The 18,122-nt window shown below is 55.5% G+C and carries 22 protein-coding genes; 14 read left to right on the top strand and 8 right to left on the bottom strand.

All coding sequences use genetic code 11. The features are described 5' to 3' along the window. The first annotated feature begins 218 nt into the window (after positions 1 to 218). Positions 219 to 527 (top strand): H-NS histone family protein, encoded by a 309-nt coding sequence (locus EI185_RS14980; RefSeq protein ID WP_124705955.1) that lies wholly within the window; start codon positions 219 to 221, stop codon positions 525 to 527. Between the two features lie 128 nt (positions 528 to 655). Next, complete coding sequence (locus EI185_RS14975; RefSeq protein WP_124705954.1) at positions 656 to 1,342, top strand: cytochrome b/b6 domain-containing protein; 687 nt, start codon at positions 656 to 658, stop codon at positions 1,340 to 1,342. A gap of 18 nt (positions 1,343 to 1,360) precedes the next feature. On the opposite strand, the gene EI185_RS14970 is transcribed toward EI185_RS14975, so the two are convergent. Then, positions 1,361 to 1,882, bottom strand: coding sequence for a c-type cytochrome (locus EI185_RS14970; protein WP_124705953.1), 522 nt, complete (start codon positions 1,880 to 1,882; stop codon positions 1,361 to 1,363). A 486-nt stretch (positions 1,883 to 2,368) separates the two neighbouring features. Here EI185_RS14970 and EI185_RS14965 point away from each other — a divergent pair, with 486 nt between their 5' ends. The 4 genes from EI185_RS14965 to EI185_RS14950 all read left to right on the top strand — a co-directional run bounded on the left by EI185_RS14965 (position 2,369) and on the right by EI185_RS14950 (position 5,014). After that, a complete protein-coding gene (locus EI185_RS14965; protein WP_124705952.1) occupies positions 2,369 to 2,557 on the top strand; it encodes a CsbD family protein in 189 nt (62 codons plus the stop codon). A 144-nt stretch (positions 2,558 to 2,701) separates the two neighbouring features. Continuing rightward, a complete protein-coding gene (locus EI185_RS14960) occupies positions 2,702 to 2,953 on the top strand; it encodes a hypothetical protein (protein ID WP_124705951.1) in 252 nt (83 codons plus the stop codon). Positions 2,954 to 3,181: 228 nt separating this feature from the next. After that, entirely contained in the window at positions 3,182 to 3,982 is an 801-nt protein-coding gene (gene tetH, locus EI185_RS14955) for a thiosulfate dehydrogenase (protein WP_124705950.1), read from the top strand. A gap of 24 nt (positions 3,983 to 4,006) precedes the next feature. After that, a complete protein-coding gene (locus tag EI185_RS14950) occupies positions 4,007 to 5,014 on the top strand; it encodes a substrate-binding domain-containing protein (RefSeq protein WP_124705949.1) in 1,008 nt (335 codons plus the stop codon). A gap of 29 nt (positions 5,015 to 5,043) precedes the next feature. Here the strand turns inward: EI185_RS14950 and EI185_RS14945 are convergent, their stop codons facing one another. Together EI185_RS14945 and rlmM are read right to left on the bottom strand one after the other, a co-directional pair. Beyond that, positions 5,044 to 5,862: an MIP/aquaporin family protein gene (locus tag EI185_RS14945; RefSeq protein WP_124705948.1), complete on the bottom strand. Its 819-nt coding sequence runs from the start codon at positions 5,860 to 5,862 to the stop codon at positions 5,044 to 5,046. 200 nt (positions 5,863 to 6,062) lie between these two features. Next, the gene (gene rlmM, locus EI185_RS14940) at positions 6,063 to 7,124 is read right to left on the bottom strand and encodes a 23S rRNA (cytidine(2498)-2'-O)-methyltransferase RlmM (RefSeq protein ID WP_124705947.1); all 1,062 of its coding nucleotides are present in this window, start codon (positions 7,122 to 7,124) and stop codon (positions 6,063 to 6,065) included. A 262-nt stretch (positions 7,125 to 7,386) separates the two neighbouring features. Here rlmM and EI185_RS14935 point away from each other — a divergent pair, with 262 nt between their 5' ends. Further along, on the top strand, positions 7,387 to 9,276 hold the full coding sequence (locus EI185_RS14935) for a pyruvate kinase (RefSeq protein ID WP_124705946.1): 1,890 nt from the start codon (positions 7,387 to 7,389) through the stop codon (positions 9,274 to 9,276). A 49-nt stretch (positions 9,277 to 9,325) separates the two neighbouring features. Further along, complete coding sequence (locus EI185_RS14930) at positions 9,326 to 9,730, top strand: DUF4870 family protein (protein ID WP_124705945.1); 405 nt, start codon at positions 9,326 to 9,328, stop codon at positions 9,728 to 9,730. Between the two features lie 21 nt (positions 9,731 to 9,751). On the opposite strand, the gene EI185_RS14925 is transcribed toward EI185_RS14930, so the two are convergent. Both EI185_RS14925 and EI185_RS14920 read right to left on the bottom strand, forming a co-directional pair. Continuing rightward, the gene (locus EI185_RS14925) at positions 9,752 to 10,192 is read right to left on the bottom strand and encodes a YaiI/YqxD family protein (protein WP_124705944.1); all 441 of its coding nucleotides are present in this window, start codon (positions 10,190 to 10,192) and stop codon (positions 9,752 to 9,754) included. A 30-nt stretch (positions 10,193 to 10,222) separates the two neighbouring features. Continuing rightward, on the bottom strand, positions 10,223 to 10,768 hold the full coding sequence (locus EI185_RS14920) for a YaeQ family protein (RefSeq protein ID WP_124705943.1): 546 nt from the start codon (positions 10,766 to 10,768) through the stop codon (positions 10,223 to 10,225). A gap of 99 nt (positions 10,769 to 10,867) precedes the next feature. On the opposite strand from EI185_RS14920, the gene EI185_RS14915 reads away from it, so the two are divergent. Next, positions 10,868 to 11,251, top strand: a complete 384-nt coding sequence (locus EI185_RS14915; protein WP_223247874.1) for a tetratricopeptide repeat protein — start codon at positions 10,868 to 10,870, stop codon at positions 11,249 to 11,251. A 12-nt stretch (positions 11,252 to 11,263) separates the two neighbouring features. Here EI185_RS14915 and EI185_RS14910 read toward each other — a convergent pair whose 3' ends face one another. Both EI185_RS14910 and EI185_RS14905 read right to left on the bottom strand, forming a co-directional pair. Continuing rightward, a complete protein-coding gene (locus EI185_RS14910) occupies positions 11,264 to 11,926 on the bottom strand; it encodes a cupin domain-containing protein (RefSeq protein ID WP_124705941.1) in 663 nt (220 codons plus the stop codon). A 51-nt stretch (positions 11,927 to 11,977) separates the two neighbouring features. Next, on the bottom strand, positions 11,978 to 12,496 hold the full coding sequence (locus EI185_RS14905; protein ID WP_124705940.1) for a DsrE family protein: 519 nt from the start codon (positions 12,494 to 12,496) through the stop codon (positions 11,978 to 11,980). 173 nt (positions 12,497 to 12,669) lie between these two features. Between EI185_RS14905 and EI185_RS14900 the strand changes: the two genes are divergently transcribed. The 3 genes from EI185_RS14900 to EI185_RS18070 all read left to right on the top strand — a co-directional run bounded on the left by EI185_RS14900 (position 12,670) and on the right by EI185_RS18070 (position 15,601). Continuing rightward, positions 12,670 to 14,055 carry a DNA recombination protein RmuC gene (locus EI185_RS14900; RefSeq protein ID WP_124705939.1) on the top strand — a complete coding sequence of 462 codons (1,386 nt, stop codon included), beginning with the start codon at positions 12,670 to 12,672 and terminating at the stop codon, positions 14,053 to 14,055. Next, positions 14,052 to 15,224 (top strand): pyridoxal phosphate-dependent aminotransferase, encoded by a 1,173-nt coding sequence (locus EI185_RS14895; RefSeq protein WP_223247873.1) that lies wholly within the window; start codon positions 14,052 to 14,054, stop codon positions 15,222 to 15,224. Before EI185_RS14900 ends, EI185_RS14895 begins: the two co-directional genes overlap by 4 nt. A 122-nt stretch (positions 15,225 to 15,346) precedes the next feature. Further along, a complete protein-coding gene (locus tag EI185_RS18070; RefSeq protein ID WP_189836424.1) occupies positions 15,347 to 15,601 on the top strand; it encodes a hypothetical protein in 255 nt (84 codons plus the stop codon). A gap of 182 nt (positions 15,602 to 15,783) precedes the next feature. On the opposite strand, the gene EI185_RS14885 is transcribed toward EI185_RS18070, so the two are convergent. Then, positions 15,784 to 16,914 carry a cupin domain-containing protein gene (locus EI185_RS14885; protein ID WP_124705937.1) on the bottom strand — a complete coding sequence of 377 codons (1,131 nt, stop codon included), beginning with the start codon at positions 16,912 to 16,914 and terminating at the stop codon, positions 15,784 to 15,786. A 100-nt stretch (positions 16,915 to 17,014) separates the two neighbouring features. Between EI185_RS14885 and EI185_RS14880 the strand changes: the two genes are divergently transcribed. Continuing rightward, on the top strand, positions 17,015 to 17,479 hold the full coding sequence (locus EI185_RS14880; RefSeq protein ID WP_124705936.1) for a peroxiredoxin: 465 nt from the start codon (positions 17,015 to 17,017) through the stop codon (positions 17,477 to 17,479). A 69-nt stretch (positions 17,480 to 17,548) separates the two neighbouring features. After that, the gene (locus EI185_RS14875; RefSeq protein ID WP_124705935.1) at positions 17,549 to 18,028 is read left to right on the top strand and encodes an FKBP-type peptidyl-prolyl cis-trans isomerase; all 480 of its coding nucleotides are present in this window, start codon (positions 17,549 to 17,551) and stop codon (positions 18,026 to 18,028) included. Positions 18,029 to 18,122 lie beyond the last annotated feature (94 nt).

The following is an 18,122-nucleotide window of genomic DNA, read 5'->3' as shown; positions in this document are numbered from 1 at the left end:
ACTTGATATCAATTCAGATGTCGCAATTTAGCAAATAAACCAACTATTAATATCCATAATGTGTATCGAACTTATCAATCGGATATAATTAAACCATTATGCATTTTAATATTCTGATTTTTGATAGGATAATCTTTAAATTTTAAAAATATCCAGCATAATTGGTTTTGGTATTTTTATTTCAATTTATTTAGCTCAACCATAAGGAGCACATAGTCATGACGACCTATAAAGAGATTAAAAATAAAATTGCCCAACTTGAAAAAGAGGCAGAAGCTTTGCGTAAGGCAGAATTGCTGGCCGTTATTACCGAAATCAAGGCAAAGATGGCAGAATACGGTATCTCCAGCAAGGATCTTGGAGTTATTAAAAACAAAACCAGGAAACAACCCGGCACGCCCAGTCCAGCTCGTTACAGAAACAAGGAAGGCCAAACCTGGAGTGGAAGAGGACGTAAACCGAAGTGGGTGATTGAAGCCCTGGCCGCCGGGAAAACGCTGGAAGACATGGGCTATTTTATTGGCTGAACTGAACGCAGGTTGAGTTGCTTTCCAGATTGGCCCGGATTTGCCACTGCTTGGTTTTCAAGCGCCCGATAGGGAACTATTTCCTAAACTTCGATCAAACGAACGGATCGTTCCTGTGCAGCAAAGCCATGTCGAAAAACACAACCTCCCTCAATGTAAAAATAAAGGTATGGGATTTTCCTGTACGCTTCTTTCATTGGGGTTTGGCCATCTGTTTTGTCGCCTCCTGGGCGAGCGCCGAGCTTTTCGACAACGCCATGCAATACCATCTGTATGCGGGCTATGCCACGCTGGTGCTCATCCTCTTCAGGGTGCTGTGGGGATTCATGGGCAGCACTACGGCACGTTTTAGCAGCTTCATTCGTAGTTTTGCCACCACACTGAAATATGCCGGCACCCTACACAAGCCGCACCCTGGCCAACAAATTGGGCACAATCCCCTGGGTGGATGGATGGTCGTAGTGATGCTGGGAATGTTGTTTGCCCAGGCAGGAACCGGTCTGTTTTCAAGTGATGATGTAGCCACTCAAGGACCGCTGGCATTCTGGGTGGGTGACACGCTCAGCGACACCCTCAGCGGCATTCATCAACAACTGTTTAACTTCCTGCTTGCGCTGATCGGCCTGCATATCAGCGCAGTGCTGTTTTACCGATTTTTCAAGCACGACAATCTGATCTCCCCGATGATTACGGGATACAAGGATTTGCCGGGCGGCACTTCAGCCCCCCCATTGCATTTTGTCAGCAACGGGCGGGCGTTTCTGTTATTCGGATTGGTGATGATTGGCGTATTGGTGCCTATCTCCATTGTCTGAAAAAGCACCGCGGCTCTATCAACGCGGACCACCCCGGAAATCACGATGGCAGGCCTTGCAACTGTCTGCCACTTTCCCGTAATCCGCACGAATCACATCCATATTGCCAGTCTTTGCCCCCTCGGCCAGCTGCGCAGAAGCTGCTATGAAAGCCTGCTGCGCCTGTTTGAATTCGGCCGGTTTTTGCCAAACTTCGGGCTTGGCTCTGGTGGGAGCGTAATTACTGTCCGGTGTGAAATATTTCCAGGGCTGAGTACTCAGCGTTTGCAATTCCACAGCGTATTGCAGGAAACGATCCTTTTCATACGGTCTGCGCCCGCGCACGATTAATCCCATGGGCTCGAAATTACGCAGTATTTGTTTGAATACCAGTTTGCGTTTGGTTACTGGTTGTCCGGCATGGGTATCTTTCTCGGCATGTCCGCATGACGCCAATGCAAAACAGGCCAACAATATGAGCGGCAAGCGCACTGACAGCGTGGTGTACTGGCTATTAGCCGTCTTGTCCTTGCGTTCGAACCAAATCTTGAAACTGGGCATATCCACATTCCTTTTGAAATATTCTAGCGATCGACTTATCAAGATATCTTGTCACAGCTAGCCTTACACTTTCCTTACCGGCCTGGAACGAACCGGGCTGAAGGAATGTCGACAGCGTTGATGATGAATGATTCCTTCCGACCTCACACCCTGCAACAGCCAATACTGGAGCGGCCTGGGATGAACCCTCCTCGATGTAAAGTTTTGAAGGATTTGGTGCCGGGAAACCTGAAGACGGCGATGTCCAGCGACATATAACGCGCGAATATCATCCGAAACCGGCACGTGTATTAAATGTTCATTGCGTACGCTAACGTACGGAACCCTGATCCTGTCCGTACTATCTTAAGGCTACTTACTGTCGTCACGGAGTAAGGAATTAATGCTTTTTTGCTTAATTCCATCCGCGATAAACAGCAAGTGACGAGCTTTACAGATGATTCATTACTGTTGAATGGGTTTTAATTTTCCTGGAGGATTTAAATCATGAACAAGGATCAGATCAAAGGTACTGCGAAAGACATCGCTGGAAAAACTCAGCAAGGCGCAGGCAAGCTGGTGGGTAGCAAAGAGCAGCAAGCCAAAGGGCTTAAAAAACAGGTGGCTGGCAAACTGCAAAAAAATGTCGGCGACGTCAAAGAAGCCATTAAGGATACGAACAAACATAAGCACTGAATTGCGTTTTTTTCATGTGCGCAGCGCTCGCGGCTTGATTGCATTGCATTCCATCATGTATGCAATCAAACCGGCGCTCTGTCTCCTTTCAACACTTTGGATACATTTCACTCCCGTGTATTCAAAAGAAAGAATCTATCCGCCATGGCACAAAGAATTCAAACACAGCTTGCCAAGTCTGCATTCATGGCGTTGGTCCTGACCATTTCTTTCGCCACCATGGCCGCCACGACAAGCGCGGCAAGTTACCCCAAGGATGGCAGCAAAGAGACCTTGGCAAAGCAAAATATAGTACCTGAGATAAGCGGCGGAGAGGCCGTTTCACCGTACTCTACAAAAAACCGTGTATTCGAAAAAAAGAGATCCATGCAGCAAAACAAGCCGCGCTGGACTTAAGTGGGTGAGGAGGAAAACACCCATTCTGGCAATGTTTTTCACTTCCTTCCGATACTTCAATTCATTTCGCCTTGGGCATACCGAATGCGCCACGCCTCCATTATTTCGGCTGCTCGTCTGCCTGCTAATGCTGAAACAGCATGCAATCTTTCCAGATTCCGTATGATTTTTTACCCGTCGCCAGCAACGCAGCATTTGATCAAACAAGCATTTCAAGGAGATCTTCTCATGAATCAAAAACATTTCATCAGCCGGCGCGATGCGCTGCGTAGCACATTATTGGGTCTAGGCATCGTCAGCCTGAGTCTGGGTGTGGCACGCGCCGCAGGGCCGCACGGCCAAGCCGCGAACCTGCTGGCGCCGGGCGCCAAGACCTTGCAGGCGTTGAGCCAGCGCCTGGCAGTATTGCCGCGGCGACGCGATTTCAAGACGGTGCCGATGATACTGACTGCACCGGATCAATGGGACAACGAGGCGCTCGATGAAGTGCTGCAATACGCCGGAGGTCCCAAGCAGGTTTGGGACAATACCGACCTGGCAGGTCCGTGGCTGAATCTGATGCGTAACGCGATGAATGTACAGATATGGTCGTTCAAGCACCCGGACTTTCTGGCCGTTTCGGCTACCCACGGCAACGCACATCTGGCGCTGTATGACGAAATGATCTGGGACAAATACGGTTTCGCCAAACTCACCAAGGACAAGTTCAAGACCAACACATTTCTGATTTCCCCGCCCGCATCGAAGGCTAATCCCACCGATTTCGAAAATACCAAGGGGGTATTCTCTCCGTATGACAACAGCATCACCGTGCTGCAAAAGCGCGGTGTGTTGTTCCTGGCTTGCCACAACGAAATCTGGGAGCTGACGATGGCTCTGCACAACAAGGGCGTGAACCCCGATCACCTGAGCCACGAGCAGATGGCTGCCGAATTCACCAACCATTTGATTCCGGGTGTAATTCTCACCCCGGGCATGGTCGGCACGCTGGTGGAATTGCAAAATGTCGGCTATCGTTACGCTTCCTAAAAAGTCAACCCGGAGGAGCCAAAAATGAAATCAGCCGCGAAATATACCCTCTCTGCTGCGCTGGGCGCAGCCCTGCTCTTTGCGCTACCCACCTACGCGACGACTACTGGCTGGGGCGGCAAGGTGCAACCGCCCCAGTATAAAGGTGAGATTTTCCCGCCCTGGCAGCATGGCGCCAATGCGCCGGCGACCGTCAAGGGGCTGGAATTCACCGTGCCCGAGGTCAACGTCCTAGCGGATTTCCACGGCAATCTGAATAATCCCAAGCTGGTAATTTTCGTCGCCGGCAACTACTACTTCGCGATGGCGCCGCTGGTAGCTGCGTTCGAGCAGGAGCACCCGCAATACAAGGGGCGCATCTATTTCGAAACCCTGCCGCCGGGCATTCTGCTCAAGCAGATGGCCGCTGGAGGCACGATTACCGTGGGCAACATGACCTGGACGGTCAAGCCCGATGTGTATGCGGCCGGGTTGAAAAAGATCAAGACCGCAATCGCCGACGGTATCCTGACCGCCCCGGCTGTACCCTATGTGACCAACGACCTGGCCATCATGATTCCGAAGGACAACCCGGCGCACATTACCGGCCTGGCCGATCTGGGCAAACCTGGCGTACGCCTGTCCATGCCCAATCCGGAGTGGGAAGGGGTAGCGCGGCAAATCAAGGACTCGCTGGTCAAGGTAGGCGGGACTACACTGGAAAAAAGCGTGTATGAAGACAAGGTCAAGAACGGCCAGACCATCCTGACCCATATCCATCACCGCCAGACACCGCTGTTCATGATGCAGGGTCTGGTCGATGCCGGCGTGACCTGGAAATCGGAAGCGATTTTCCAGGAGCAGGTTGGCCACCCGATCAGCAATATAGCGATCCCGGCTGACCAGAACACGACTGCAATTTACGCGTCAGCGGTAGTCAAGGGCGCGGCGCATCCCAAGGCCGGCAAGGAATGGGTAGAGTTCTTGCATTCGCCCACGGCATTGGCTATTTTCGAGCGTTACGGGTTCAAAGCCTATAACGCAGCCAAGTAAGTGCAGCGCAGCAGCCGTAGCTTGCCAGGCTAATGCCTATGCGTTTCAGTCCCGGATTCATCAAGGCCTAATGTGCCCTGCGCCGCAAGCGTTCCGGCAGGGGTCGGCTTTCCCTTGAGCATCCATTCGAAGGCGACTGCGATCAGCGCGCCCAGGATCGGCCCGGCTACATAAATCCAGGTGGTGCCGAAGTCGCCACGCACCAGATCCGGCGCCAGAGAGCGCACCGGGTTCATCGAGGCTCCGCTGATTGGCGCCGCCCAAAGCCCGGCCAGGGCAATGTAGCCGCCCACCGCGATGGCTCCGTTGGTGCCGATATTGCGTGCTCCAGAGGCTGTGCCCAGTATCGTGTTCACCAGTCCGGCACTCAGCACCACTTCCATTGCCAATGCCTGCAAGCTGCTTATTCCGTTACCGGGTAGCGTTGCCCCCAACGCGCCGATCGTACCGAACATGGCGCGCAGGAACAGCGCCGCCGCGATACCCCCAGCCAACTGTGCCAGGATATAGCCTGGCACCCGCCGCCACGGGAAATTGCGCCGCACTGCAAACGCCAGGGTGACAGCCGGATTCAGATGGGCGCCACTTACCGTGCCCATGAAATAGATGATCGCCATCACCATGAGACCGGGTGCAACCACCTGCATGCCCAGGGTGACCGCTCCATGACTCTGGGCCGCGACTACCCCGCCACCGGCGGCCACCATGACTAGCAGGAACGTGCCCCAAACCTCGGCAAACAGACGCCGCCATTCGAGTGCAGGGTCGAGGAAGTCGGGCGCGGATGCGCGCCCGACCATGCGCTGTTTCTGCGCTGTATCGAGCCGTTTTTTGCGAAATGCTGTCATGCATACCTCCGCTCGTTTCGGTTACATGGATGTGACCGGATTTATCCTGGAAAAAGTTGAAGCTACAGAGAGTGGTGCAGGGTTTTGAGGAGAATCGTTTTTCTCCTGACAGGTGAGTCTGGAAAAGCCACCCATATTGGGTTCCCTTTGCGTACTCTGTGGCTAGCCGATTTCAGGTTTATCCGGGTAACCGGGGGGGTTCACGCCTTGTCACGCATCAAGCACAGCGTCACTTCCTCACGGTCATGGTATAGCTGCTTGATCTGCAAGGTATAGTTGATGTCTTCCCGCTCCAGCCGTTTGGCGATGATTTCTTCGCAGCGGCGCACTTCTTCCAGGCGTTTTTTCATCGGCAGCTTAAGGTTGAAAATAGCGTGTCGGGCATGGCCGCGAGCGATCCATTCCGCCACCAGTTGGGCGACACGCGACGGGCTTTCCACCATGTCGCATACCAGCCAGTTCACTGGATGGTGCGGCCGATAGGTGAAGCCGTCGCCGCGCACGTGCTCGACCATTTCGGTGGCCATTGCCGCTGCGGCCATCGGCCCGTTGTCGACGGCCGTCACACGGATACCACGCTGTGCCAGCACCCACGCCCAGCCGCCGGGTGAAGCACCCAGGTCGACCGCGCGCATCCCGGCCTTGAGTTCATGCGCATTGCTGTCGTCGAGAAACACCATCAGCGCTTCCGCCAGCTTGCCGGCGGAACGGCTCGGAGCGTCGCGCCCCACGCGCACGCGCGGGATACCCATGAACCACGGCGCGGAATTGGCTGGATCGGAGATGCCCGCATATGCTGCATCGTCGGCCACAAAACACACATGCAGGCGCGGCGCGCTCCCGCCGGGAACAAACTGGCGGGTTTTTTCCAGCGCCGCGGTAAGCGGGCGGGTAAAACGGCCACAAAAACCCAGGCGTGTTTTGGCTGCATCGGTGTCAGGCGTTTCCACCCATACTTCGGAGTAGCGCGGCGCGAGCTGGGTCACGACCGCCTTGACTGCGGTGAGGCGGTCGCCCTCGGGCATGCCCTGGATCAGCGGCGCGACTTGCACCCACTGGCGTGCAAAAATGAGTCGTGCGAAAGACAATTCACTGGTAATCAGCGCGATTTCATCCTGCGTTTCAGCCTGGAACAAGACCCAGCCGGTTTGCTCGGCGGCTTTGACGTAGCCATGCACGCCCAACTCGGTCGCCCCAGCCATGATTTCGCCGGCGCATTCTTTTTCGAACCCGGCGCGACAGTAGAGTAGCAGTGCGTTCATGCTGCCCATGGAAATTCCTTTATTCGATTAACGGAGTGTCTTGTCTGGCAACGGGGTGAGCCGTCGCTGAGATGGGTTGCGCTGTTCGCCATACGGCCAATTCCACAGCGCGCTATATCCGCCAGTATAACCGGCTGCATGGCTCGCCGGGTGAGGGGACGGTTGCCATGACACTCTTGACGCCGTTTTATCGTAACAAATTTTTCACAAATCACCCCCAGACTAGGATGGTTGTTAAAAATTTGCGCATCAGCCAAGGTGAATGAATATGCAGCCAATGGATAACGCTACCGGCGAAATCAAAAACCTGGCACATCGCCTGCAGGTATTGCGCGACGCCACCCTGGCAACCCAGCAGCAATTGATGGAACGCTGGCATCCGCATTTGCACCATCGACATTACCTGCCCAGCGCCGCAAATCTGGCCGCATATATCGGCCTGAGACGGCATGATTTGCGTGAACTGCAAGCCGCCCTTGCCGCTGTGGGGCTTTCATCGCTGGGGCGCTGCGAAGGCCATGTAATGGCTACGCTGGATGCAGTGAGTTATGCGCTGGCGATGATGAATGGCGCGCAATCGCTGCCCTGCCCGGTGCATGAAACCGGCCACGCCATGCAGCATGACCGGCAGCTGTTGCGCCACAACACCGACCTCCTGTTCGGAAAACATCAAGGCAAGCGCAGCACGCGGATCATGGTGACACTGCCGAGCGAAGCGGCGGACGATCACCCTGTCGTGCGCGAGATGCTCACGCTGGGCATGGATTGTGCGCGCATCAATTGCGCCCACGATACCCCTGCAAGCTGGGAAAAAATGGTCGCCAACATTCGCCAGGCAGAGCACGAAACCGGGCGCCCATGCCGCATCATGTTCGACCTGTCCGGCCCAAAACTGCGCACCGGCGAAATCGCAGCCGGCCCCGAGGTTTTGCATGTCAGGATCAAGCGCGACGACCTGGGGGATCGGCTTTACCCCACCCGGATCATCCTCGATGGCACAGGCAGCCCAGGGCAGCCAGCCACCACCGACAAGCTGGGAAAGGCGTCGCCTGCGCGCCTGAGTGTGCCTGCCAAGTGGCTGCACAAACTCAAGCCCGGCGACAAAATCAGGTTCCATGACATGCGCAAGCGAAAACGTGAATTCGTCGTGGAACAGCGCCTGTCAGACACGGAAGTCCAGGTAAGTTGCGAGGACGGTGCCTATATCGCACCCGGCACCATCCTCGAACGGATTGCTGAAAAAAAACAGCGCGCCCAGGCAGGCAAAACCGCCAGCGGGGATTTTCTGGCACCACCGATGCGCATCCATTTGCGCAAGAACGACGCGCTGTTGCTCGCCCGCGATCCCTCACCGGGCCAGGCCGAGCGGCGCGACAAAGCCGGACGCATCCTCTCTCCCGCACGCATTTCATGTAGCGAGCCCGAGGTTTTTGCCTTTCTGGAGGCAGGCCATGCGGTATGGATAGACGACGGCCGCATCGGCTGCGTGATCGAGCGGGTCGATGCGGAGGGCGCGTGGCTGCGGGTCACGCAGGTGCGCCCGGAAGGAGAACATGTCGGTGCGCAGAAAGGGCTCAACTTCCCCGACAGCCATCTGCAACTACCCGCACTGAGCGAAAAAGACCTGCGCGACCTGGATTTTGCCGTGCAGCATGCCGACATCATCGGCCTGTCGTTCGTGCAGAGTGCGGATGACCTGGACCGGCTTGCTGAAGCTTTGAAAAAACGCAATGCCAGCGCCCTCGGCATCATCGCTAAAATCGAGACGCGCCAGGCGGTAAAGAACCTGCCGGAAATCATCGTGCGCGGCGCGGGGCATGGCCCGTTCGGCGTGATGATCGCGCGCGGCGATCTGGCCGTGGAGATAGGCTACGAACGCATGGCGGAGATTCAGGAAGAAATGCTGTGGCTATGCGAGGCTGCCCATATCCCGGTGACCTGGGCCACCCAGGTGCTGGAAAGCCTGGTCAAACTGGGTCTGCCGTCACGCGCCGAAATCAGCGACGCTGCGATGTCCGGACGCGCCGAATGTGTGATGCTCAACAAAGGTCCCTATATCCTGCACGCGCTGTCGGTACTGGACGACATCGTTACCCGCATGCAGGCGCACCTGGACAAAAAGACCTCGCAATACCGGGCATTGCACTGGTAAAACACGCGTTATACTGAAGCTCGCTCAAATGTGTGCTCTGGAGTCCAAGATGGCGGAAAACATGATTGAGTCCGGCAAGTTGCCGGCGGATGGCCTGGTGACGATCACCCATGTGATTTATGGTCTGCATGCATTCACCGTGATCACCGGACTGTTGAGTCCGATGCTGATCGTGACGGCATTCCTCACCGGCTGGCCGTCGATCCTGGCAGTGGTGCTCAACTATATCAAGCGCAGCGAAGCGCGCGGCACCTATCTGGAATCGCACTTCCGCTGGCAGATCCGCACTTTCTGGTTTGCCTTGCTGTGGGTGGTGGTGGCATGGCTGCTGGTGTTTACGCTGATCGGCATTCCGCTGGCGATTGTGGTCGTCTCCATCGCCGGGCTATGGGTGCTGTACCGCGTGGCGCGCGGCTGGCTAAGGCTTAACGACAAGCTGGCGATGCCGGTATAGCTCTACGAATTATGGCTGGCGTTAACGCGCCAGGAACTTATCCAGCTGATTGGCAAACGCCTGGCGGTCACTATTTGAAAAGACCGCCGGGCCGCCTGTCTGAACACCGCTGCCGCGCAATTCGTCCATGAAGTTGCGCATGGTGAGTAAAGCCCGGATCGTTTCCTTGCTGTAAAACTCGCCTCTGGGGTTGAGCGCGTGCCCGCTTTTTTCGATGACGTCCGCCGCCAGTGGAATATCGGCGGTAATCACCAGGTCACCCGCTTGCAGCCGCTGCACAATCTCGTTATCTGCCACATCGAAACCCCTGGGTACCTGCAGCGCGCGGATATACGGCGAAGGCGGCGTGCGCAGCAACTGGTTGGCAACCAGGGTCATGGAAATCTGCGCCCGCTCGGCGGCGCGAAACAGGATATCCTTGATGACGCCCGGACAGGCGTCGGCATCTACCCAGATGTGCATGACTGAACCCCGGCAATCAATGGCGTACTCTCAGGCCGGTGCCTGCAGCACGACGAATTCCACCGCTACCGTTTCGGCGTCGCCGGACAGCCAGATTGCGCCGTCTTCTATCGTACAACTGAGCTGCATGTTGCGCTGCGCCAGTTTGCCAAGCGCCTGGGTGACTGGCAATGGCAAATTAATTACGGTCAGGTTTTTCAGCCGCGCAAGCTTGGAGCTGATGGCAGCCCACCACAGGTTGGCGCCATGGCCGCCATACGTGTAAATCACTACCTGATTCGCGCGGCCGCTGGCTTTGAGGATGCGTTTTTCATCGGGCAGGCCCACGTCTATCCAGAGATCAATCGCACCGGTCAAATCCTTTTGCCATACATCCGGCTCATCCGCCTCGGAAATGCCTTTGGCGAACGTCAGATATTCGTGAGCGTGACGGGCGAAAGCCAATACACGCACCATCATGCGCTCGTCGGTCTCCGACGGATGGCGCGCAAGGGTCAGCGCATGGCTGGCATAATAGTGCCGGTCCATATCGGCGATTTGCAGGTCGGCTTTGAAGATGGTTGCTTTGAGTGCCATGGGCCAGGAGTTTTTAGCGACGTGGAAGCGCGACAGTTTAGCTGATTCACGCGCGTGCGCGCAGAGCCGGGTAAAATTCGTCCAACACAAGGAATGCAGATGGATATTATCGAACTCGCCGGTTACGGCCCGTTGAAAAAGCTTCTAGAAGCAGCACAGGGTGGCGACGTGACCGCACAATACAACCTCGGCGTGATGTATTTCGAAGGCAAGGATGCGCCGCAGGACTATCTCGAGGCCGCCAAATGGTACGGCGCGGCTGCCGATGAGGGCGACCGCCAGGCGCAGTTCAACCTGGGATTGATGTTTTATCGGGGCGTGGGTGTGCCGAAAAACCTGGTGCATGCCTACGAATTATTCAGTCTGGCCGCCGCGCAAGGCGATGAACGCGCCAAACAGGGCATGGCGGCAATCCTGCGCGAAGCCGCGCCGGAACAGTTTGCGGAAATCCACGCGCTTGGCACTGGTTCACGCAAGCACTGAAATATTGCGGTTTCAAGTTGCGACGTCCAGGTGCCCTACCTTGACCAGGATGGTACAGCCCGGCTCGCTGAACGGCTGATGCATGCTCAAATGCGGGCTGCGCAGCCACATGCCGGGACCGTAATCGCCGAACTCATCCTGAAACACACCCTCCAGCACCAGAATTTCCTCGCCGCCGTAATGCCGGTGCGGCTGAAAGCGCGTGCCGGGCTGCCAGCGCACCAGCGCGGTATGCTCGCCGCCGGATTCGGACAGCGGCAGCACTTGCAATCCCTCCACCAGCCCCGGCAGCCAGTGCGATTCATGGGTGTGGATGACCACGCGCTGCGTGTCGCCCGGCTGCATGTAGCGCAGTTTCACAAACAAGGTACAGCCGCTGCGGCTGAACGGACGGTGCGCCGAGCCGGGCGGATTTTTCAGATAAGTGCCTGCCGGATAGACGCCGTATTCATCCTCGAAAATACCTTCCAGCACCAGGATTTCCTCGCCCTGCGGATGCGTGTGCGCGTCAAACCCGGCTCCCGGCTGATAGCGCACTATCGAAGTGGCGCGCGCCGCTTCAGCGCCGTTGCGTTCCAGCATGCGGCGCGCCACGCCGGGCAGCGGCGAATCCATCCAGGACAGTTGGGCGGGGTCAACCAGTGCACGCTGGCTGTGGTCTGCATTGATGATCATGAGCAATGAGTGAATCCGGATTTGAAACAGTTTCGATTTGGCAAACGCCCATTAAAAACGAATATAGGCATAACCACGCTGCTGCAAGTCAATCAGGCGGGTATAGGCATCGTGGACGATCACCACACCGGGCAACAGATCTTCCTGTGTGAATCCCTTGGCGCGCATGGTGACGTTACAGATTTCCACACTCACGCCATGCTGTATCAGTTCGGCCACCACCTGGCTGTTCGGGTTGTAGGCAAATGGGTCTTTTTTGTCACGCTGGTAAGCCGGGTCATTGAGCAGCCAGTACGCCGTAGGGCCGTGCAGTACGATGCTGATATGCAACTGATCCTGCGGGATACCCAAGGATTTATATGCCTCCAGCAGGCCGCGCAGATAATACAGCCCCTTGCCGATCCCGGCCTCCCACACATCATCCTTGTCGTCGTATACAACCTTGATGTCGGTGCGTTTTTGCACGCCGATTATGTCTGCTTGCTGCGCTGCTGCAACAGCCGTAACAGGTGCGAATCCAGACAGACAGCCGATCAACAGGCAAAAAATCAGGCCGGTTTGACGCATCATCGTTATTCTCCTCTTGTTTAAACGCGTTAAACATAACTTGATTCGCCCGCCTGTGCCAGTCGTAATTTCCAGCAAAATTTCCTATGTCAATGCGTCCAAACTGATTTGCTACGGGAAATTTGCCGCACGGTTTCCGCGGCGCGCGCGGTTATAATTCCCAGACTGGAGGAATCATGCTGGAAATCGTCATTGCCCTGGTGGCGCTCATTATCGTTGCTGTGCTGCTATGGCTCGGGTTCAAAATCAACGCACTGACGCAGGCACAGGCTGGCCTGCCAGGCATGCTTCAGGAGGGTCTGGAAGCACGCCATCGAACCATGCTCACCGATTTACACAACGGCCTGGCGAATCAGTCCGATCGCACCCAGAGTGCATTGACCGAGGTATCCGAGCGTCTGCGCCACACCGTAGCAGGTGAACTGACTGCCACGCGCGAAGCGGTACTGGCGCTACAGCACGCGCAGACCCGCGAGCTCGCGGACAGCCGCACCGCGCAAAATGCGCAGCTGGCGGATTTTTCCGCCAAAATTCAGGCCGTGCAGGCCGAGACCCTCGCCCAGACTTTGCAAACATTGGCCAAACAGGGCCGCGAAGAACAGGCGCTGATCCAGACCACCATGCAAAATGCCACTACCCAGCTATCGGCCTCGGTAGAGGCATTGGCAAAGAGCGTGGATGCGCGTCTCGCGGAAATTTCCGGCAAGGTCAGCGAACGCCTCGATGAAGGCTTCAAGAAAACCAACGAGACTTTTGCCAATGTGATGGCGCGTCTGGCCACCATCGACGAGGCGCAAAAGAAAATCGACGGACTGTCCAGCAACGTGCTCACCCTGCAGGAACTGCTTGGCGACAAGCGCTCGCGCGGCGCATTCGGCGAGGTGCAACTGGAAGGGCTGGTACGCAATATCATGCCGCCGGATGGGTACAGTTTCCAGACCACATTATCCAACGGCAGCCGGGTGGACTGTCTGCTGATGCTACCGGAACCGACCGGGCGCGTGGCTGTGGATTCGAAATTCCCGCTGGAAAACTATAACCGCATGTTTGCCCGCGACGCCGCCGAAGCCGATCGTACCCTGGCCACGCGTGCATTCAAGGCCGACGTGAAAAAGCACGTGGATGACATTGCCGCCAAATACATCATCGCAGGCGAAACTTCGGACGGCGCGGTGATGTTCGTGCCGGCCGAAGCGGTGTTCGCCGAAATCCACGCCTACCATTCGGACCTGGTCGAATACGCCATGAGCCGGCGCGTGTGGATCGTCTCGCCAACTACACTGATGGCGGTACTCAACACCGCGCGCGCGGTGATCAAGGACGTGGAAACACGGCGTCAGGTACACATCATCAAGGACGAACTGTCCAAGCTGGGCAAGGATTTTTCGCGTTTCGACGTGCGCATGAAAAAACTCGCCGACCATATCCGTCTGGCCAATGAAGACGCCACGGAAGTCCACATCAGCAGCCAGAAAATCAGCAAGCGCTTCAGCCAGATTGAATCGGTGGACCTGGAGCATTTGCAGCCCGCAGCGCCATTACTGCCCGACGCCGAAGCATGAATACATCGCACCCGCGCATTGCCGCACGCATGGCAGACATCGCACCATTTCATGTGATGGACATCCTGGCACGCGCGCGCCAGATGGAGGCACAAGGGCGTTCGATCATCCATCTGGAAATCGGTGAGCCGGACTTTCCCACTCCGCATCCGATTGTCGAGGCAGGCATCGCAGCACTGGAGCAGGGCAACCTGTATTACTCGCCCCCACTCGGTCTGCCGCAGTTGCGCAGCGCCATTGCCGATTTTTACGCACAACACTATGGCGTGCAGCTCAGTCCGCAGCGCGTGGTCGTCACTCCCGGCGCATCCGGTGCGCTGCTGCTTGCACTGGGCGTGCTCGCCGATCCTGGCGATAGCGTATTGCTGGCCGATCCAGGCTACCCATGCAATCGCCATTTTGCGCGCTTCATCGAAGCGCGCACGTTGGCCGTACCGGTAGATGCGGATACCGGCTACCAACTCACACCCAAACTGGTTGAGCGTTACTGGACACCCGAGGTCAAGGTCGTGCTGCTGGCTTCGCCGTCCAACCCCACCGGCACCGTCGTGCCGGATGCCGACGTACGTGCCATTGCTGCTATCTGCGCGGCGCGCGGCGCCACCCTGATTGTGGATGAGATTTACCACGGACTGATTTACGAAGGCGGCTATCACACGGCGCTGGCGCACTCGGACCAGGTGTTCGTGGTGAACAGTTTTTCCAAGTACTTTCAGATGACAGGCTGGCGGCTGGGCTGGCTGGTAGCGCCGGAGTGGGCAATGGAAGCACTGGATCGGCTGGTGCAAAACCTGTACCTCGCCGCCTCCACGCCGGCGCAATACGCAGCCCTTGCGGCTTTTACGCCTGCCACACTTACCATTCTGGAAGCACGCAAGACCGAGCTGAAAATACGCCGCGATTATCTCGCCAGCGCATTGCGCGACCTTGGCTTTGATTTACCCGATCTACCGCAAGGTGCATTCTATCTGTACGCTGGTTGCGGGCGATTTAGCCAGGACAGCTTCGCTTTTGCAGCGCAGATTCTGGAACAAACCGGTGTTGCCATCACCCCGGGTGTGGATTTTGGCACATACCAAGCACAGCGCTTCGTGCGATTTGCCTACACAACTTCATTACCCAATTTGCAGGAAGCAGTGCGACGGCTGCGCGAATATCTCCCGTCCTGAAGTCGAAAATGACCAAATTCTTCGCAAGGCAACAAGTATTCAGGACGAAAAAAAACCGACCCTAAGGCCGGTTTTTAACAGCAGGTAAGCTTGCTGGGTTTATTACTTGGCTGCAGGAGCAGATGCATCCGGAGCAGCAGGAGCAGCTGCGTCAGGAGCTGGAGCAGGAGCGGCTGCATCAGGAGCTGGAGCAGGAGCGGCTGCATCAGGAGCCGGTGCAGCAGGAGCAGCTGCATCAGGAGCCGGTGCAGCAGGAGCAGCTGCATCAGGAGCCGGTGCAGGAGCAGCGGCTTCTTCTTTTTTACCACAGGCAGACAGAGAAACGGCTAAAAGAGCGGCGAGCAGGATGGAATGTTTCATTTATGTTCCCTCGTTAAAAATAATGACAAGCAACCACATTAAGATCGGCCCAAAGTCATTTATGATGACCGACGGGCAAAATTCTAGCAAAATCCAAGAAATATACTAGGGGTATATGGTATTTCGTAAGGTTTTATTTTACACCCGGATTACGAAAAAATCTCTCGTTTTTCATTAATTCTATATGTCGCGACAATCCTTAGCCATGTTTAGCACCTGACAACAGAAAACCATCGAGATAGCATTCATATAGCAATGGCAACAAATCTGCTTCCACTTCTGCAGATAGCAACTGGCGTCTATCAGCCAATATCTGCAACGCGGTACGGTTGCCCGCCTTCTTTATGCCAATATACTCTCCATTCAGAAAAAAATTACCGTTCCGAAACAGCATCTGTGACTGAGGTGCCAGGCGCACGCCGATTTTCTGGGCCTGCCGGTTAAAACTTGCTTTACTTAATGGATTGCCAGGTGGCTCGAAAAATAGATGCGGTTTGGGTTCGGTGAGATAGCATCCAAGAAAATCCACTACCTCTTTTTGAGTCCAATGAATACGCTCCAGCATCGTTTCGACCTGCTCCAGCATTGCATCACTGATTTGAGCAGGGTGTTTTTGCAAACTCAGCTCTGGATCCTGATACATACCGGTTAATTCGATTCTATCCTGCAAATACACCAGAAATTGAGTAGCGATTTCCTGCACGCTGGGGGAACGGAATCCGATTGAATAAGTCATGCATTCACCTACAGCGACGCCATTGTGTGCGTAGCGCGGAGGTAAATACAGCATATCCCCTGGATTCAGCAACCACTCCTGCTCCGCCTTGAAATGACGCAGGATTTTTAATGGCGCGCCAGGCACCAGGTCAAGCTTGTCTTGCGCGCTGATTTGCCAGAGACGCTGCCCCTTGCCCTGCAACAAGAACACATCATAAGAGTCGAAATGGGGACCTACGCCACCGCCATCAACCGCATAGCTCACCATCAAATCATCAAGCCGCGCATGCGGGATGAAATTGAAACGCGTCAGCAAGGTTTCAGCAGCATCCAGATGGTGATTGAGCTCCTGCACCAGCAGCGTCCAGGGCTGTTTTCCAATGCGTTTGAAATCCGTCCCGGCAAAGGGCCCGTGCTGCAATTGCCAGTCCTGTTTTTTTTGGCGTATCAACCGGGCTTGAACATCGTCCTCACACGATAAAGCGATGAGCGCATCAGGGTTAATCAGACCTGCGAATCCGGGCACTGCATTGCGGACCAGCAAGGGCTTTTTTTGCCAGTATTCACGCAAAAATCGGGTGGGGCTAATACCACCAAGCAAGTGTTTGTCCATGCGCAGATTATAACGCCACAGCTAACCAGATTACCCACAGTCAAATTTTGAAATGGGTTAAAATCCGCCCATTGCGGAGCAATCGCACATCGAGGTCAGCATGTTGCAGCCAGGTCAAATCGCGCCAAATTTTAGCTGTGTCGATGCCGACATGGAACTCATCAAGCTGGCAGATTACAAAGGCCTTGCAAATGTGGTGTTGTATTTTTACAAACGCGACAGCGCGCCCAGTTGCCTGCAGGAAAACATCGAATTCAGTGATCTGGCAGCTGACTTCGCCGCCTTAGATACTGTGCTTTTTGGGGTGTCGCGGGATGATTGCCTCAGTCATGCAGCGTTTCGCGACCAGCACGGCATCAACATACGCCTGCTGGCAGACAAGGATGCAGTGGTATGCCATAAATACTGTATTTTGCATGATAGAATAATAGATGGTGTAAGCCGTAAAAGCGCCCTGCGTTCTACCTTCATCATTGATAAGCAAGGCATAGTACGTCATGCCTTGTACGACGTGGCAAGCAAAGGGCACGCTCAGCAAGTGCTGGCATTAGTCAAACAACTCTGATTCAGAGCGTGGCATTCAGGTCATGCCATACCACTTTCATCAATCATCCACCGGCCTACCGAGGACATTATGCAAATTGCCAAAGACACCATCGTCACCATTTCCTACCAGTTAACCAATCTTGCAGGCGATATTCTGGAAAAAAGCAGTGAACCTGTAAGCTACCTGCACGGCGGTTACGACGGTATTTTCCCGACTGTAGAAGAAGCGCTGCAAGGCAAGCAGGAAGGTGACGACATCGAAGTCACTCTGGAGCCGGAATATGCCTTTGGCGAATACGAAGCAGAATTGGTGCGCGCCGAACCGCGTCACCTGTTTCCGGCGGAAATAGCAGTGGGGATGCAGTTTGAAGGTGCGGCCGAAGGCACAGAGGAATTCATGCTCTACACCGTCACCGAACTGACCGAAGATACCGTGATGGTGGATGGCAATCATCCGCTCGCTGGGCAAACACTGAAATTCTCCTGCCATGTGGATAACGTACGCGCAGCCAGCGCCGATGAAATTACCCACGGTCACGCCCACGGCGAACACGGCCATCATCATTAATACAACGACTACCTGCGGGCGGCATTGTCTACGGTGCGATTCTGTCTGGCACCTGAATCAGCTACAATGCCGCTTTTTTCACGGCCCTGACTGC

It is taken from the genome of Sulfuriferula multivorans, from assembly GCF_003851125.1.
Taxonomy (GTDB): domain Bacteria; phylum Pseudomonadota; class Gammaproteobacteria; order Burkholderiales; family Sulfuriferulaceae; genus Sulfuriferula; species Sulfuriferula multivorans.
The sequence above is the reverse complement of the archived record's forward strand: the minus strand, read 5'-3'. Positions and strand labels throughout refer to the sequence as shown.